Genomic DNA, 16,440 nt, shown 5'->3' on the forward strand with positions numbered 1-16,440 from the left:
ACACTCAACGCCCAATCACGGCACGCGACGCAGCTCCACCCGCAGCACGCATACCCGTCTCCCAGACCTCTTTTTTGAACCTATGCAGATCCGCTGCGCACTGGTCGGCATGCCCGGCTCCGGCAAATCCACCATCGGCCGCCAGCTGGCCCACCGGGCGGGGGTGCCCTTCATCGACCTGGATCACCGGCTGGAACAGACCATCGGCACCACCATCCGCAGCTTCTTCGAGGCCGAGGGCGAAGCCCGCTTTCGCGATCTGGAGTCGCAGGCCCTGGCCGACGTGGCCGGGCAAGCTGGTGGCATGGTCCTGTCCACCGGCGGCGGCGCCGTGCTGCGCCCCGAAAACCGCGAAACCCTGCGTCAGTTTGGCAACGTGCTGTACCTGCGCGCCTCGCCCGAAGAAATCTACCGGCGCGTCAAACACGACCGGACCCGCCCCCTGCTGCAAGGCGGCAACCCCATGGACAAGCTGCGCGACCTGTACGCCCAGCGCGATGGCCTGTACCGCGAAACCGCCCACTACGTCATCGAAACCGGCCGCCCCACTGTGCACACGCTGGTCAACATGATCATGATGCAGCTGGAGATGGCGGCGGGGGCACAGGGGGAGCAAGTGCCGCACGGCGCGTCCGATGCCCCAACCTCTGCGGGCACGCCGCACGCCGACCGCTCTTGAATCAATTGCTATTAAATCAATAGCTTTTTGCGCTTTACTGGCAAGCGCTAGCCGCCATTTTCATGCCCCCTGCAGCAGCGAGCAGCCCCCCTACCGCGCCTGCAACTGCCCCTCAAACACACAGGCAGCGCCCCGATAGGCACCGCAACCCGTCTCGGACACCCAGGCCCGGCGCCCGTCGGGATCCACCCGCACCTGGACCTCGCAAGCAGCAGCGTCGGGCTCGGGCCGGTAGGGCTTGAGCACCAAGGTGCCTCGTTGCCACTGCCCCAGGCTGTCCAGACCGCCGCTGCACTGCGGCGATCCAACCGTGAGCGCTGCCGCCACCGCGCCGCGTTCAGCATCCAACACGATGAGTCGTAACTGCAACTGCCCCACCAAGGCCGGGCCTTCCCAATGCGCCGCGAGGCGGCTGGCTGGCAAGGTCGAACTGGCGGCAAGAGCAGGCGCCTGGGCCTGGGCCCAGCAGACGGGCTGGGCCAGTGCCAGCGCGGTCCACAGCGCTTTTCGCGCTCCAGCACACGCCACGCTGCGCGCCACGGCACCAAAACGTACAAGGGAGCGAAGTCGAGCGGACAAGGAACAAGTCATGGCAGAAGTCGGGCGTTTCAACGGAAGTTGGCGGGCACTATGCGCTGCTCAATGTACTGCCACAGGTACGCCGTGTAAGCCTTGGCTGCACTGCCGTCGTGGGCGTCGATCATCGCCTGGCGCTTGTCGGCATCAGCCACGTGGTTTTTCAGCAGGCCTTCAGCGCGCGCATCGGTCAGCGTGCCTTTGAGGATTTGCGCGGCACCATTCGCCCCCTCGTGGTGGACCAGATAGATGTACTGCGCTTTCTTGTCTGCGGACAGATCGGCAGGCACCAGAGGGGTGCCATCGTCGTTGGTGCGGGCGCTCAGTTGGGTGAAGTAACCCTTGTCCAGCTCAGCCGCAGCCACGATGGAGGTGGTGGCGTCAAAGCGCAAGTCCAGCAGCGCAGCCCGGTCCACCACCTGGTTGGCATCGTTCACCTGCCCCAGGGACTTGGCCTGTTCATTGACGTAGCTGCCCGGCTTGGTGGCCGATTCGATCCAGGTGCTTTCCAGAAATTGCGTCAAGCCCCCAGCCTTGCTGGTGGTGTTGTAGCTCTGCGGGTCCCAGGTGGCCGAGAGTTCACGGCGCAGGGCCTTCCACTCGGCGGCCCCCGCCTTGTCCAGCTTGGCTTTGGGGTCCAGCTGCGGATGCAGCTCGCCAAAAAAGCGCTGGTTGGTGGCATCGTCCAGACGCTTGCCGCGCAGCGGGCCCGCTTCTGCAGATATCACGGCCGCAATCGTGGCGCGTGGGTAGCCCGTGCGATCCGCAGCCAGGGTAATGGCGTCGCGATAAATCTCGTTCACGCCCAGTCGCAATGGATCGGTCCGGTCGCGCTCGGCATTCCGCAACGCTGTCAGGGCATTGGGCGCAGGCACGGTGCCAGCCCCCCAGAACGGCGTGGAGTTGGCGCTTTGCGCGGTGTTGCTGCTGACGATGGGGTTGAGGGTATCGGCCTGCGCCAGTATCAAGCCAGATTGCAAAGACGTCGCGGTGCTTTCGTTGGCAAAGCCCGTCCCCTGAGACAAACTGGGGTCCGTGGGTGCTGTAGCAGCGCCACTGCCGGACAGTGCCCAAGTACTGGTGTTGGTAGTGATTTGCATGGTGAAGAGCTGTCGGTATTGATCCATCCCTGGGCACGATGGGCACTGGGCCTCGGGCCATCCCTTGGGGCATCTGCCACTTGATGCAGCCATGGGGGATGAACGTGATTGAACCGGTTTTACCTTCGTATAGCTATACAGGCGATTCCTAGCTAGGAATCTCCCTAGCTGGGAAGAACACCTACCCACAGAGAGAAGAACCGCCCGGCCACACCAAGGGCTCGGAACGGAGCCCTGCGCTCGATCTAGCGGAAAGTCTGGCCAGGAGCCTTGATCGGGCAGCCCGAGCTTTCGCCCTGCCTGTCGAGGGACTGTTCAGCGGAGACGCCCTGGCTTGGACAGGGCCAGCCCGAACGGGCGGGGGGAAACGGGCGGGACAAAGGACGAGGGCAACGGGTGCGACATGTTGTCACAAGGTCCTCAAAATCAAGCCGAATCAGCCTCCAGCGCTTTATCCGTAAGCGTAAATTGCTACACAATTAATAGCAATATGCATCCAACGGCATCACAGATTAGGCGCCAGCAACCGCTCCAACACCTTCTCATCCATGCCCCGGCGCTGGGCCATGTCGTGCAGTTGGTCTTCGCCGATCTTGCCGACGTTGAAGTACACGGCATCAGGGTGGCCGATGTAGAAGCCGCTCACGCTGGCGGCGGGCATCATGGCCAGGCTTTCGGTGAGCGACATGCCGATCTCGCCAGCCTGCAGCACGCGGAACAGGTCGGTCTTGGCGCTGTGGTCAGGGCAGGCGGGGTAGCCGGGCGCGGGGCGGATGCCCTGGTATTTCTCGGCAATCATGTCGTCGTTGCTAAGCTGCTCACCCGCTGCGTAGCCCCACAGGTCGGTGCGCACACGGTGGTGCAAGGCTTCGGCAAAGGCTTCGGCAAGGCGGTCGGCCAGGCTCTTGAACAGGATGGCCGAGTAGTCGTCCAGCGCGTCGATGAAGGCCTTTTCCTTCTTCTCGATCCCGAGGCCCGCCGTCACGGCGAACATGCCTGCGTAGTCGGCAATGCCGCTGCTCTTGGGCGCTACAAAGTCGGCCAGGCAGCGGCTGGGGCGGGTCACGCCGTCGATGGTGTGTTTTTCGGCCTGCTGGCGCAGGCCGTACCAGGTCATGGCCACTTCGGTGCGGGTGTCGTCGGTATAGAACTCGATGTCGTCATCGTTCACGCTGTTGGCGGGCAGCAGGGCCATCACGCCGCTGGCCGTGAGCCACCGGCCTTCGATGATCTTCTTGAGCATGGCCTGCCCATCGGCAAACACACGCGTGGCTTCCACGCCCACGATCTCGTCGGTGAGGATGGCGGGGTACGGGCCGGCCAGGTCCCAGGTCTGGAAGAACGGACCCCAGTCGATGTACTTGGCCAGCTCGCCCAGGTCGAAGTTCTTGAACACGCGGCGGCCCAGCGCGCGCGGCACGGTGGGCTGGTAGGCAGCCCAATCAACCGGCGTCTTGTTGGCGCGGATCTTGGCCAGAGGCCACAGGGGCGTGGCCTTTTTGTTGGCGTGCTGGGTGCGGACCTTGTCGTAGTCCGCGTTGAGCTCGTCCACGTAGTTCTGCACGCCGTCGCCCAGCAGGCTCTGCGCCACGCTCACGCTGCGCGAGGCGTCGGGCACATAGACCACGGGACCTTCGTAGTGCGGCGCGATCTTGACGGCGGTGTGCACGCGGCTGGTGGTGGCGCCGCCGATCAGCAGCGGGATCTTCTTGATGCGGAAGTGCTCGTCCTTCTGCATCTCGCCCGCCACGTACTGCATTTCTTCGAGGCTGGGGGTGATCAGGCCCGATAGGCCCACGATGTCGGCCCCCTCCACCTTGGCGCGCGCCAAAATCTCGTGGCAGGGCACCATCACGCCCATGTTCACCACCTCGAAGTTGTTGCACTGAAGCACCACGGTGACGATGTTCTTGCCGATGTCGTGCACGTCGCCCTTCACGGTGGCGATGACGATCTTGCCCTTGCTGCGCACGTCGCGCCCGGCCAGTTCGTCCTGGCGCTTTTCTTCCTCGATGTAGGGGATGAGATGGGCCACGGCCTGCTTCATCACGCGTGCGCTTTTCACCACCTGGGGCAAAAACATCTTGCCCGCACCAAACAGATCGCCCACCACGTTCATGCCGTCCATGAGCGGGCCTTCGATCACGTGCAGCGGGCGGCCGCCCTTGGCCAGGATCTCGCGGTAGGCCTCTTCGGTGTCTTCGGTGATGAAGTCGGTAATGCCATGCACCAGCGCGTGCGACAGGCGTTCGCCCACGGTCTTGGGGTGCTCGGGCGTGCCGCGCCATTCGAGCTTCTTGCTTTCGTCCTTGGCGCCGCTCTTGGCGGTTTCGGCGATCTCGACCAGGCGCTCACCAGCATCCGGGCGGCGGTTAAGCACCACGTCTTCCACGCGCTCGCGCAGCACGGGCTCCAGGTCGTCGTACACGCCCACCATGCCCGCGTTGACGATGCCCATGTCCATGCCGGCCTTGATGGCGTGGTACAGAAACACGGTGTGGATGGCTTCGCGCACCGGATCGTTGCCACGGAAGCTGAACGACACGTTCGATACCCCACCCGACACCTTGGCGCCGGGCAGGTTCTGCTTGATCCAGCGCGTAGCCTCGATGAAATCGACGGCGTAGTTGTTGTGCTCTTCAATGCCGGTGGCCACGGCAAAGATGTTGGGGTCGAAGATGATGTCCTCGGGCGGGAAGCCCACTTCATCGACCAGGATGCGGTAGGCGCGTTCGCAGATTTCGATCTTGCGCTCGTAGGTGTCGGCCTGGCCTTTTTCGTCGAAGGCCATCACCACCGCTGCGGCGCCGTAGCGGCGCACCAGGCGCGCCTCGTGCTTGAACTTGTCCACGCCCTCCTTCATGGAGATGGAGTTGACGATGCCCTTGCCCTGCACGCAGCGCAGACCGGCCTCGATCACCTCCCACTTGGAGCTGTCCACCATGATGGGCACGCGCGCGATGTCGGGCTCGGACGCGATGAGCTGCAGAAAGCGCACCATGGCGGCCTTGCTGTCGAGCATGGCCTCGTCCATGTTGATGTCGATGACCTGGGCGCCGTTCTCCACCTGCTGGCGCGCCACGGCCAGGGCTTCTTCGTACTGGCCGTTCAAAATCATGCGCGCGAACGCCTTGGAGCCGGTGACGTTGGTGCGCTCACCGATGTTGACGAACAAGGTGCCCTCGCCAATGGAGACGGGCTCCAGACCGGACAGCTTCATGGGGGGCAGGGATACAGCAGACATAGGACTCACTCACCTGTGCAGGGGCAGCAGAAAAACAGGTGAGCGTCGTTGCGGTGTACGGTGGGGTGCGCGGGGCCCAAGCCTGACGAATCGCCATGCACCAAGCCGGGCATGGCAAGTCGCTGCAACGCTCCTTGGGCCGAGGGGCGATTGTAAGTTGCCCGCGCGGGATCAGCGCACTGGGCGGCGGCCCCGGAGTGCGGCCAGCAGCATCAAGCCCGCCATCAGCCACAAAGCCCACTCGGACAACGACGGAATCGCGCTCGCGGCCACTGCCGTGATGGTGTCGGTATCGGTGGCGCTGTTGTTGCCGGGGTTAGGGTCGGTCACGCCACCCGGGGCCGCGACCGTCGCGGTGTTGACCAGTGTCCCCGTTGCCGACGCGCTCACCGTGGCGGTGACGGTGTAGGTCACCGATCCGCCCGCAGGCAGATTGACCACGTCGTTGATGTTGCCGCTGCCCGCCGCCGTGCAGGTGCCGCCGCCGGAGCCCACGCAGGTCCAGGTGCCGGTCAGCACGGCGGGCAGGGTGTCTGCCACCGTCGCGCCAGGGGCGTTGGACGGTCCGGCATTGCTGGCGGTGATGGTGTAGGTCACCGAGCCGCCAGCGTTGGCCGTAGTCACGCCATCGGTCTTGGTGATGGTCAGGTCGGCTTGCGATGCGATGGTGTCGGAATCCGTGGCGCTGTTGTTGCCCGGATTGGGGTCGGTCACCCCGCCCGGCGCTGTCACCGTCGCGGTGTTCACCAGCGTTCCGCTGGCCGCAGCACTCACTGTTGCGCTCACCGTATAGGTCACCGATCCACCGGCGGGCAGGTTGACGCTATCGTTGATGTTGCCGCTGCCCGCTGCCGTGCAGGTGCCGCCACCCGCGCCTACGCAGGTCCAGGTGCCGGTGAGCGCTGCGGGGAAGGTATCCGCCACCGTGGCCCCCGACGCATTGGACGGCCCCGCGTTGCTGGCGGTGATGGTGTATGTGACTGAGCCGCCAGGTATGGCCGTGGTCACGCCGTCCGTTTTGGTAATGGACAGATCGGCCTGCGGCGTGATGGTGTCGGAGTCCGTGGCGCTGTTGTTGCCCGGGTTGGGGTCGGTTACACCGCCCGGAGCCGCGACCGTCGCGGTGTTGACCAGCGTCCCTGTGGCCGCTGCACTCACCGTGGCGCTGACGGTGTAGGTAACCGATCCTCCGGCGGGCAGATTGACGGTGTCGTTGATGTTGCCGCTGCCTGCTGCCGTGCAGGTGCCGCCGCCCGCGCCCACGCAGGTCCAGGTGCCGGTAAGTGATGCGGGGAAGGTGTCCGCCACCGTGGCCCCCGGCGCATTGGATGGCCCCGCGTTGCTGGCGGTGATGGTGTAGGTGACCGATCCGCCCGGCGTGGCCGTGGTCACCCCGTCGGTCTTGGTGATGGCCAGATCGGCCTGTGGCGTGAGCGTGTCGGAATCGGTGGCACTGTTGTTGGCGGGAACCGGGTCGTTCACGGCGGACGTCACTGTCGCGGTGTTGGTCAGTGTTCCGGTCGCAGAAGCGTTGATCGTGGCGCTCACCGTGTAGGTGACCGATCCCCCCGCTGGCAGGTTGACGCTGTCGTTGATGTTGCCACTGCCTGCGGCGGTGCAGGTACCACCGCCCGCGCCCACGCAGGTCCAGGTGCCGGTGAGCACGGCGGGAAGGGTGTCCGCAACCGTTGCACCGACGACGGGGTCCGGCCCCGCGTTGCTGGCGGTGATGGTGTAGGTCACCGACCCGCCCGGGACGGCCGTGGCCACACCATCGGTCTTCGTGATGGACAGGTCCGCATCTTGGGCATGCGCTGCGGTCGCAGCCACCATGGCCAACAAGAGCGCAGTGAGCCACAGCAAAACACGTTGGAGCATGGCGAAGTCCCGATTCGAAGTAGAGGGGTGACCAAAGTGTAACGCCACGTTTCCACCCGGAATCTTCGTGCATGGCGGCACGCGCTGACCGCGCGTCCCGCGCTTGAAGCGGTTGAATAGCTCTCAACGCACCGGCAGGAACTGCAGGAACGTGCCGCCCACAATGCCCTGCACATAGCTGATGGCGGCGCGGCGGTACTTTTCGGTGGTCAGGGCAGCCAGCAGGTCGAGACGCGCGATGATCTTGCCAAACTCGCGCTCAAAGCTCAGGTTGCGGCCTTGGGGGCCGATCTCGTCCGCCAGCAGCAGTGGCTGGCCCTGGGCGTTGCGGCGCTGGGCCAGCAGCCACACGGCGCTTTCCACATTGCGGGCGGCGTTGTAGAGGTGCTGGGCATCCATGCCGTCGAGCAAGAAGAATTCGATCTTTCCGCCATGGGCCGTGATGATCATGTCGGCCGTGGCATGGATGAAGGCTGCCACGCGGTCCCCGGTGAACTCCGGCGCGAACGCAAAGCCCATCGCGGCAATGTCGCGCCGCCCCTGCAGTGGTGCCCAGGGCTGGCGCTGCAGTATGGCTGTGCGCACCTGCTCGGCCGCGTGCTCGCGGCTGGTGGCGCTGGTTTTGCGCCATTCGGCGGGGTTGCGGCGGTAGAGCTTGTCCATGAGGCGGAACAAGCCCTCCAGGTTCTCGTGCATGGCCAGCGTGGCCACGCGGTTCATGTCGGACTGGGCCAGCTCGGCGGGCGTTGTGGCGGCCCCCTTGACCTCGCCGCGTGGCGTGGGCGCATTCGCCGCGCAGCCAGCGAGCACGGTGCACAGCAGTGCACACGATGACATCCACAGGAGAGAAAGGAACGGCCCACGCATGGGGGCCGATTATCGGGCGCAGTGTGGGCGCCTCACAGCCGGTTAACACTGTTTGAAGATCTCAGGCCACGGCCCTGAATCCCGTTGCCTCAGCAGCGGTCTGCGCTGTCGGGGTTGGGGATACCCTCGATCGGGCACTCCTCGGTGCCCACCATGGGCCGCGTGATGGCCTCCACGGCCTTGCGCGTGCCTTCGGGGTCAGTCACCCAGCGGGTGTAAAAGTCATACGGGCAGGCGGCCACACCCTGGTCTCCACCGCCGGAGTTGATCAGCCCTGTGTATCCCCGGTGCAGCAGCTTGAAGAGGTGGTTCTCGGACTGCCCGTTCTTGCGGAAGTCGCGGATCAGGCTCTTTGACAACGCGGCGTACTGCACGCCGTATTCCTCCTCGCCGCATTCACCGAGCGTTCGGCCATCAAAGCCAATCAGGGCGCTGTGGCCGAAGTAGCTGTATACGCCGTCAAACCCGGCGGCATTGGCCACGGCCACATACGTGTTGTTGGCAAAGGCCATGGCCTTGCTCATCAGAATCTGCTGCTCCTTGGCGGGGTACATGTAGCCCTGGCACCGCACGATCAACTCGGCACCCTTCATGGCGCAGTCGCGCCAGATCTCGGGGTAGTTGCCGTCGTCGCAGATGATGAGGCTGATCTTCAGGCCCTTGGGGCCTTCGCTGACGTAGGTGGTGTCCCCGGGGTACCAGCCTTCGATGGGGGTCCAGGGCATGATCTTGCGGTACTTCTGCACGATCTCGCCCTGGTCGTTCATGAGGATCAGGGTGTTGTACGGCACCTTGTGCGGGTGCTCCTCATGGCGCTCGCCGGTGAGTGAGAAGACGCCCCACACCTTGGCCTTGCGGCAGGCGGCGGCGAAGATTTCGGTCTCTTCACCCGGTACGGTGGCCGCCGTGTCCATCATCTCCTGGGCGTCGTACATGATGCCGTGGGTGCTGTACTCCGGAAAGATCACCAGGTCCATGCCGGGCAAGCCGGTCTTCATGCCCACCAGCATGTCTGCGATCTTGCGCGCGTTGTCCAGCACCTCGGCCTTGGTATGCAGGCGCGGCATCTTGTAGTTGACCACCGCCACGCCGACGGTGTCCTTGCTGCTTGAAATATCGCCGTGAATCATGGTGAAGCATCCCTATCAATGAGAAATCATCCAGGGCCGTTTGCTCGGAAACGCCTTGGCGCCGCTGGGCGCCGTCACCGTGGCCTTGCGGCTTTGCGATGACGAACAGCAGCCACAGCCTGCAGGGTGTTTGAGGCGGGCGTAGTCGCCCGAGCGCTGCGGCTCGTGCCGCGCTCGCTCGTTGGTGGCGATGGCGCTGCGCGCGGACGCGCTCATGAGTGCCAGGCGCGGCGCGGTGGCAAACACGCGCGGCGATGCCGCGCCGCAGTCTGGGCAGGCAGCGGGTTCGTTGCGATCGGCCAGCAGGCGGAAGGCATCAAAGCCGCCACACTGGGCACAGGCGTAGTCGTAGGTGGGCATGGCGGGTCCTTCTGCAGCAATGGTGTTTGACTGTCAGACCAGGTCGGGCGACAGCGGCATGGCCACCGAGCCATCCAGGTGCTTGATCGGCCCCGCCGCACTCGGGTTGATGTCAAAGTCAAAGATCTGCGTGGGCAGCCACAGCGTGGCGCAGGCGTTGGGCACATCCACCACGCCGCTGATGTGGCCCTGCACCGGGGCTGTGCCCAGGATGGAATACGCCTGCGCGCCCGAATAGCCAAACTTCTTGAGGTACTCGATGGCGTTCAGGCAGGCCTGGCGGTAGGCCACGTTCACGTCCAGGTAGTACTGCTTGCCACTCTCGTCCACGCTGATGCCCTCGAAGATCAGGTAATCGTTGTAGGTGGGCGTGATGGGACTGGGCTTGAAGATGGGGTTCTTGATCCCGTACTTGGCCATGCCGCCCTTGATGAGCGTGACCTTCATGTGCACCCAGCCTGCCATCTCGATGGCGCCGCAAAAGGTGATCTCGCCGTCGCCCTGGCTGAAATGCAGGTCGCCCACCGACAGGCCGGCGCCGTCCACATACACCGGGAAGAACACCTTGGCGCCGCGCGACAAATCCTTGATGTCGCAGTTGCCACCATGCTCGCGCGGGGGCACCGTGCGGGCGCCTTCAGCAGCCGCTTTGGCCTTGGCATCGCCCGTGAGGCGGCCCATGTGGGCCGTGCCCGCCGAGGGTGGGTTGGCCAGCCCGGCCGTGGGGTCTGAGTCGATGAGCGCCTGCTCGCGCGCATTCCACTGCTCCAGCATCTTGCGGTCGGGCAGGCAGCCAATCAGGCCGGGATGGATGAGCCCGGCGTACTTCACACCAGGCACATGGCGCGAGCTGGTGAACATGCCATGAAAGTCCCAGATGGACTTTTGCGCCTGCGGGAAATGCTCGGTCAAAAAACCGCCGCCGTTGTTCTTGCTGAAAAAGCCGTTGAAACCCCACAGGCTGTCCTGCTTGGCACCAATGTCCAGCAGGTCCACCACCAGCAGGTCGCCCGGCTCGGCGCCCTTCACGCCCACGGGGCCGCTGAGGTAGTGCACCGTGGTCAGGTCGATGTCGCGCACATCATCGGCGCTGTCGTTGTTCTTGATGAAGCCGCCCGTCCAGTCAAACGTCTCCAGCACGAACTCATCGCCAGGATTGACCCAGCAGGCCATGGGAATGTCTGGGTGCCAGCGGTTGTGGATGTTCTCGTTCTCGGTGGGCGACTTGCTTAGATCGACCTTGATCAGGGTTTCAGCCATGGCGTGCTCCTTGGAAGGGTTGGGTGGAAGAAGGAAAAAGCGAGAAAAAATCCCGGCCTTACATGGCGCATTGCCGCCGAGACCGCCACGGCCGAGGCCAGGGACGCCAAGCAAGGGCCGCCCCGCAGCGAGGGCGTCGTCCCCCTTGAGGGGGAAGGCGCCGAAGGCGACTCAGGGGGTGTTTCATACCGACAGATAGGCTTTGATGCGCTGCTGGTCGGTGTCGGCGCGGGCGGTCTCGTGCACCAGGCGGCCGCCCTCAATGACGAACAGCCGGTCGGCCACGTCCATGGCGAACGAGAGCACCTGCTCGCTCACCACGATGGTGATTTGGCGCAGCTTGCGAATCTCGTTGAGCGCCTTGGCGATGTCCTTGATGATGGAAGGCTGGATGCCCTCGGTGGGCTCGTCGAGCAGCAGCACCTTGGGGTCGGTGACGAGCGCTCGCGCAATGGCCAGTTGCTGCTGCTGCCCGCCCGAGAGGTTGCCGCCCTTGCGCCGGCGCATGTCCCACAGCACGGGAAACAGTGCGTAGATATCTTCGGGAATCTGTCGCGTCTTGGAGTTTTCCAGCCCGGTCTCGATGTTCTCTTCGACCGTGAGGGTCGGGAAGATCATGCGGCCTTGAGGCACATAGGCGATGCCCTTGGCCACGCGGCGAAAGCTCTCGTCCTTCGTCACGTCCTGGCCTGCCACGGTGATCTGGCCGCTCTTGACGGGCATCACGCCCATGAGGCTTTTGAACAGCGTGGTTTTGCCCATGCCATTGCGGCCCATGATGGCCACGGTCTCGTTGGCACGGCCGTCAAACGAGATGCCGTGCAGCGCCTCGCTCTGGCCGTAGGCCACAAACAGATCTTTGACTTCCAGCATGCGATGCTCCTGTGAAGGAATGGGTTGCTCAGTGGCCCAGGTACACGTCGATGACCTTGGGGTCCGCCTGCACCTTCTCCATGGGGCCTTCGGCCAAGATCTTTCCCTGGTGCATCACCGTGACCTTGTGGGCAATGCGCTTGACGAACTCCATGTCGTGCTCAATGACGATCACCGCGCGGTTCTTGCAGATGCGCTGCAGCAGCTCGGCCGTCAGTTCACGCTCGCGCGCGCTCATGCCGGCAATCGGCTCGTCCAGCATCAGCAGCTCGGGCTCCTGCATCAGCAGCATGCCAATCTCCAGCCACTGTTTTTGCCCGTGGCTCAGCAAGCCAGCCTCGGTATCGAGCTTGTCGCCCAGGCCAATGTCTTCGGCCACCACCTGCACACGCGCCTTGACCTCATCGGTGCACTTGAACGCCAGCGCGCCCAGCACCGAGCGGCCTGCGGGGTAAGACACCTCCAGGTTCTGGAAGACCGACAGGTTCTCGTAGATGGAGGGCGTCTGGAACTTGCGCCCGATGCCCAGCCGCACACGCTTGTGCTCGGCCATGCGGGTGAGTTCTTCGTTCTTGAACTTGATGCTGCCACCCGTGGCGCGGGTCTTGCCGCAGATGAGGTCCAGCAGCGTGGTCTTGCCCGCACCGTTGGGGCCGATGATCACGCGCAGCTCGTTCTTGTCGATGTACAGCGTGAGGTCGTCGATGGCCTTAAAGCCGTCGAACGAAACGGTCAGGTCTTCAATGGCCAGCGCGAAGTCGGTGTTGCTCATGAGGAGTGCTCCGGTGGGTTCAGACGCCCTGGCGGCTCACGCCGTCAGGCAGCGCAGCGGACGGTGCGGGCGACGATGCCGTCGCTGGCCCAGCATCCGCAGGCGGGCGGACTGCGGGCGGCCGGTTTTGCGCGGACGCCTGGCGCAAGGCCTCGCGGCGGCCCTTCCACCAGGGCACCACATGGCTCTCCCACAGGCCCGCCAGGCCCATGGGGAAGGCCATGGTCACGCCGATGAAAAGCCCGGCCATGAGGAACAGCCACAGCTCGGGAAAGCTCTCCGAGAAATACGTCTTGCCCGCGTTCACCAGCAAGGTGCCATACACCGCGCCCACCAGGCTCATGCGCCCGCCCACGGCGGCATAGATCACCATCTCGATGGATGGCACGATGCCTACGAAGCTGGGTGACATGAAGCCCACCTGCAGCGAGAACATGGCGCCCCCGATGCCCGACAGCGCGGCGGCCAGGCAGAAGGTGAAGACCTTGAAATTGGCCACGTCGTAGCCCGAAAAGCGCACGCGGTCTTCTTTGTCGCGCATGGCCAGCAGCAGCGTGCCCACCTTGCCGGTCTGTATCCAGCGGCACAGGATGATGGAGCCTATGAGCAGCGCCACGCACACGTAATACAGGATGTATTTGGCGCTGTCGGTGCGCGTGTCCCAGCCCCACAGGGTCTTCAGATCCGTCATACCGTTCACGCCACCGGTGTAGCCCTGCTGGCCGATGATGAGCACCGTCAGAATCAGTGCCACGGCCTGCGTGATGATGGCAAAGTACACACCGCCCACACGGCGCTTGAACATCGCAAAGCTGATGATCCAGGCCAGCAGCGTGGGCACGACGATCACGGCCGCCAGCGCAAACGGCAGGCTCTTGAACGGAATCCAGAAGCTGGGCAGCTCGGTGATCTGGTTCCAGTCCATGAAGTCGGGGATGCCGGGCGTGGACTGGATCTTGGTGCTGATGGGGTCAGACGCTTCGAGCTTGAGGAACATGGCCATGGCATAGCCCCCCAGGCCAAAAAACACGCCCTGCCCCAGGCTGAGCACGCCGCCGTAGCCCCACACCATCACGAGGCCGATAGCGACGAACGCATAGGTGAGGTACTTGCCGACCAGGTTCAGCCGAAAGATGTCGAGTGCCAGCGGCAGCACCACGGCCAGCAGCACGGTGAGCAGTACCAGGCTGGCGAGCTGGTAGCGCAGGATCCAGGCTTTGAAGGCGTTCATGCGGAGACTCCGGTGGGCTCGAAGGAAATGGACAGATGAGCGAATTTCATCGACGAACTTTTGACGCAAACAGGCCCTGCGGCCGCACCATCAGGATCAGCACGATCAGCGACAGCGTGATCATCTTGGCCATGGAGCCCGCCATGAAGAACTCGGTGATGGACTGCGTCTGCGCAATGCCGAAGGCAGACACCACGGTGCCCAGAAGGCTGGCCGCGCCGCCAAAGGTCACCACCAGGAAGGCGTCCACGATGTAGAGCGATCCCGATGTGGGGCCGGTGGAGCCGATGGTGGTAAACGCCGCGCCCGCCACGCCGGCAATGCCGCAGCCAATGGCAAAGGTCAGGCGGTCGGTCTTCTGGGTGTCGATGCCAATGGCGTTGGCCATGATGCGGTTGCTCACCGTGGCGCGCACCCGCAGGCCCCAGCGGCTTCTGTGCAGGGCCAGCAGCACGCCCCCCGTGACCACGGCAGTCAACGCCAGCACAAACAGGCCATTGATCGGGATGTCCAACCCCTCGGCTGGCGCCCACGAACCCAGCAGCCAGTCGGGCAAGGTCGGGCTGACCTCCTTGGGGCCGATGAAAGTGCGAAAGCATTGCTGCAGGGCCAGGCTGATGCCCCAGGTGGCCAGCAGCGTGTCCAGCGGGCGCTTGTACAGATGGCGGATCAGCCCCCATTCCACCAGCCAGCCCGCTACAAACGCAAACCCAAACGCCGCCACGATGGCCAGCGGAAAGTAATACGGAATCATTTGCGGCGCATGGTTGGCCGCGAGGGTCGAGCCCAGGTAGATCGTATAGGCGCCAATGGTCATGAACTCGCCATGGGCCATGTTGATCACGCCCATCTGCCCAAAGATGATGGCCAGGCCCAGCCCCATGAGCAGCAACACGGCAAACAGACTCAGGCCCGCAAAGCCCTGCATCAGGCCGATGTTCATCATTTCGGAAAAGGTCATGTTGCAGCTCCTGCGTGGGCAGCGTTGGAAAACGAACAGCGGTGCCATGGGGCGGCCTCTTGCGAGGGACACCGAGGAAGGGCCGCCCCGCACCGAGGGTGTCGGCCCCCTCCCGCGCAGCGAGAGAGGGGGGAAGACGCGAAGCGCCTCAGGGGGTGTTTATTGATAACCTTTGGGAAATGGATCCGGCTTGATCAGCGCAGGCGACTCGGACACCACCTTGAACGAAGCATCCGGCATGCCCATGGCGATGCGCGACTTGCTCCACAGGTGGTGGTTGGCGTCCACCTTCACATAGCCCTCGGGTGCGGTGGTCAGCTCGATGCCGGGCGATGCGGCCACCACCTTGTCCACGTCAAAGCTCTTGGCTTTTTCGACCGCCGCCTTCCACAGCCAGGGGCCCAGGTAGCCCGCCTGCGTCACGTCGCCGATCACGGCGTCCTTGCCGTACTTGGCCTTGAAGGCGGCCACAAACTTCTTGTTGTTCTCGTTGTCGAGGGACTGGAAGTACTTCATCGACGAGTAGAAACCGTTGAAGTTCTCGCCACCCACGCCGGTCATCTCGTCTTCGGTGACCGACAGCGTGACCAGCAGTTGCTTGTCGCCCGTGATGCCCGCGGCCTTGAGCGCCTTGTAGAACGCCACGTTGGAGCCGCCCACCACCGCCACAAACAGGCAGTCGGGCTTTTGCACCTTGATCTTGTTCATCAGCGAGCCGAAGTTGGTGCTGCCCAGCGGGTAGTACTCCTCGCCCACGACCTTTCCCTTCTGGAAGTTCTCGATGTGCTTGCGCGCAATCTTCATCGAGGTGCGGGGCCAGATGTAGTCGGAGCCGATGAGGAAGAAGGTCTTGGCCTTCTTCTCGGTCTTGGCCCATTCCAGGCTGTACAGAATCTGCTGGGTAGCTTCCTGGCCCGTGTAGATCACGTTCTTGGATTGCTCCAGGCCTTCGTAGAAGGTGGGGTAGTAGAGCAGGCCGTTTTCTTTCTCGAACACCGGCAGCACGGCCTTGCGCGAGGCGCTTGTCCAGCAGCCAAACACAGCGGCGCAGCGGTCGTTGATGAGCAGCTTCTTGGACTTTTCGGCAAACGTGGGCCAGTCCGACGCACCGTCTTCCTTGATCACCTTGATTTTGCGGCCCAGCACACCGCCCATGGCGTTGATCTGGTCAATGGCCAGCTGTTCGGCCTGGATGGAGCCGGTTTCGGAAATCGCCATGGTGCCCGTGGCCGAGTGCAACTGGCCCACGGTGACTTCGGTGTCGGTGATGGCGAGCTTGGTGGTGTTGACCTGCGCCGTGGGCTGGCCAAACGACCAGGCAGGCAGGCCCGCCACGGATGCGGCGCCCAGCGCCTGCAGGATGCGACGGCGGCCGGGTTCGGCCTGGGCGGAGTCACTAAAGCGGGGGTCGGAAGGGTGGCTCATGAAGACGCTCCTTGCAGGATCGGTGTGAATGAAGGGACGGGACCAAAGCGGGTTGTTTGCGCTGTGGAATGAAGGTTAGGGACA

The 16,440-nt window shown here is 64.0% G+C and carries 14 protein-coding genes and 1 riboswitch; of the genes, 1 reads left to right on the forward strand and 13 read right to left on the reverse strand.

The features are described 5' to 3' along the window. Positions 1 to 82 precede the first annotated feature (82 nt). Positions 83 to 679 carry a shikimate kinase gene (locus tag ACODS0_RS05280; RefSeq protein ID WP_121421895.1) on the forward strand — a complete coding sequence of 199 codons (597 nt, stop codon included), beginning with the start codon at positions 83 to 85 and terminating at the stop codon, positions 677 to 679. A gap of 90 nt (positions 680 to 769) precedes the next feature. Here the strand turns inward: ACODS0_RS05280 and ACODS0_RS05285 are convergent, their stop codons facing one another. The 13 genes from ACODS0_RS05285 to urtA all read right to left on the reverse strand — a co-directional run bounded on the left by ACODS0_RS05285 (position 770) and on the right by urtA (position 16,356). Beyond that, positions 770 to 1,270, reverse strand: a complete 501-nt coding sequence (locus ACODS0_RS05285; protein ID WP_488833351.1) for a hypothetical protein — start codon at positions 1,268 to 1,270, stop codon at positions 770 to 772. Between the two features lie 17 nt (positions 1,271 to 1,287). Beyond that, positions 1,288 to 2,355, reverse strand: a complete 1,068-nt coding sequence (locus tag ACODS0_RS05290; protein WP_488833353.1) for a hypothetical protein — start codon at positions 2,353 to 2,355, stop codon at positions 1,288 to 1,290. A gap of 505 nt (positions 2,356 to 2,860) precedes the next feature. Continuing rightward, positions 2,861 to 5,599: a methionine synthase gene (gene metH / locus ACODS0_RS05295; RefSeq protein WP_488833355.1), complete on the reverse strand. Its 2,739-nt coding sequence runs from the start codon at positions 5,597 to 5,599 to the stop codon at positions 2,861 to 2,863. Positions 5,600 to 5,632: 33 nt separating this feature from the next. After that, positions 5,633 to 5,741: riboswitch (S-adenosyl-L-homocysteine riboswitch) on the reverse strand. 29 nt (positions 5,742 to 5,770) lie between these two features. Continuing rightward, the gene (locus ACODS0_RS05300; protein WP_488833357.1) at positions 5,771 to 7,477 is read right to left on the reverse strand and encodes an IPTL-CTERM sorting domain-containing protein; all 1,707 of its coding nucleotides are present in this window, start codon (positions 7,475 to 7,477) and stop codon (positions 5,771 to 5,773) included. Between the two features lie 123 nt (positions 7,478 to 7,600). Beyond that, entirely contained in the window at positions 7,601 to 8,344 is a 744-nt protein-coding gene (locus ACODS0_RS05305; RefSeq protein WP_488833359.1) for a hypothetical protein, read from the reverse strand. An 89-nt stretch (positions 8,345 to 8,433) separates the two neighbouring features. Continuing rightward, positions 8,434 to 9,474: an aliphatic amidase gene (locus ACODS0_RS05310; protein WP_487255828.1), complete on the reverse strand. Its 1,041-nt coding sequence runs from the start codon at positions 9,472 to 9,474 to the stop codon at positions 8,434 to 8,436. Between the two features lie 15 nt (positions 9,475 to 9,489). After that, the gene (locus ACODS0_RS05315) at positions 9,490 to 9,834 is read right to left on the reverse strand and encodes an FmdB family zinc ribbon protein (protein ID WP_057228095.1); all 345 of its coding nucleotides are present in this window, start codon (positions 9,832 to 9,834) and stop codon (positions 9,490 to 9,492) included. A 33-nt stretch (positions 9,835 to 9,867) separates the two neighbouring features. Further along, positions 9,868 to 11,094: a formamidase gene (fmdA, locus tag ACODS0_RS05320; protein WP_121507917.1), complete on the reverse strand. Its 1,227-nt coding sequence runs from the start codon at positions 11,092 to 11,094 to the stop codon at positions 9,868 to 9,870. Positions 11,095 to 11,277: 183 nt separating this feature from the next. After that, positions 11,278 to 11,967: an urea ABC transporter ATP-binding subunit UrtE gene (gene urtE / locus ACODS0_RS05325; RefSeq protein WP_057228091.1), complete on the reverse strand. Its 690-nt coding sequence runs from the start codon at positions 11,965 to 11,967 to the stop codon at positions 11,278 to 11,280. A gap of 28 nt (positions 11,968 to 11,995) precedes the next feature. After that, complete coding sequence (gene urtD, locus ACODS0_RS05330) at positions 11,996 to 12,739, reverse strand: urea ABC transporter ATP-binding protein UrtD (RefSeq protein ID WP_121507918.1); 744 nt, start codon at positions 12,737 to 12,739, stop codon at positions 11,996 to 11,998. A gap of 19 nt (positions 12,740 to 12,758) precedes the next feature. After that, positions 12,759 to 13,970, reverse strand: a complete 1,212-nt coding sequence (gene urtC, locus ACODS0_RS05335) for an urea ABC transporter permease subunit UrtC (RefSeq protein ID WP_488833365.1) — start codon at positions 13,968 to 13,970, stop codon at positions 12,759 to 12,761. A gap of 46 nt (positions 13,971 to 14,016) precedes the next feature. After that, the gene (gene urtB / locus ACODS0_RS05340; RefSeq protein WP_218301304.1) at positions 14,017 to 14,931 is read right to left on the reverse strand and encodes an urea ABC transporter permease subunit UrtB; all 915 of its coding nucleotides are present in this window, start codon (positions 14,929 to 14,931) and stop codon (positions 14,017 to 14,019) included. 159 nt (positions 14,932 to 15,090) lie between these two features. Further along, positions 15,091 to 16,356 carry an urea ABC transporter substrate-binding protein gene (urtA, locus tag ACODS0_RS05345; protein WP_121421885.1) on the reverse strand — a complete coding sequence of 422 codons (1,266 nt, stop codon included), beginning with the start codon at positions 16,354 to 16,356 and terminating at the stop codon, positions 15,091 to 15,093. Positions 16,357 to 16,440 lie beyond the last annotated feature (84 nt).

The sequence above is a fragment of the Acidovorax sp. FG60 genome, assembly GCF_057808995.1.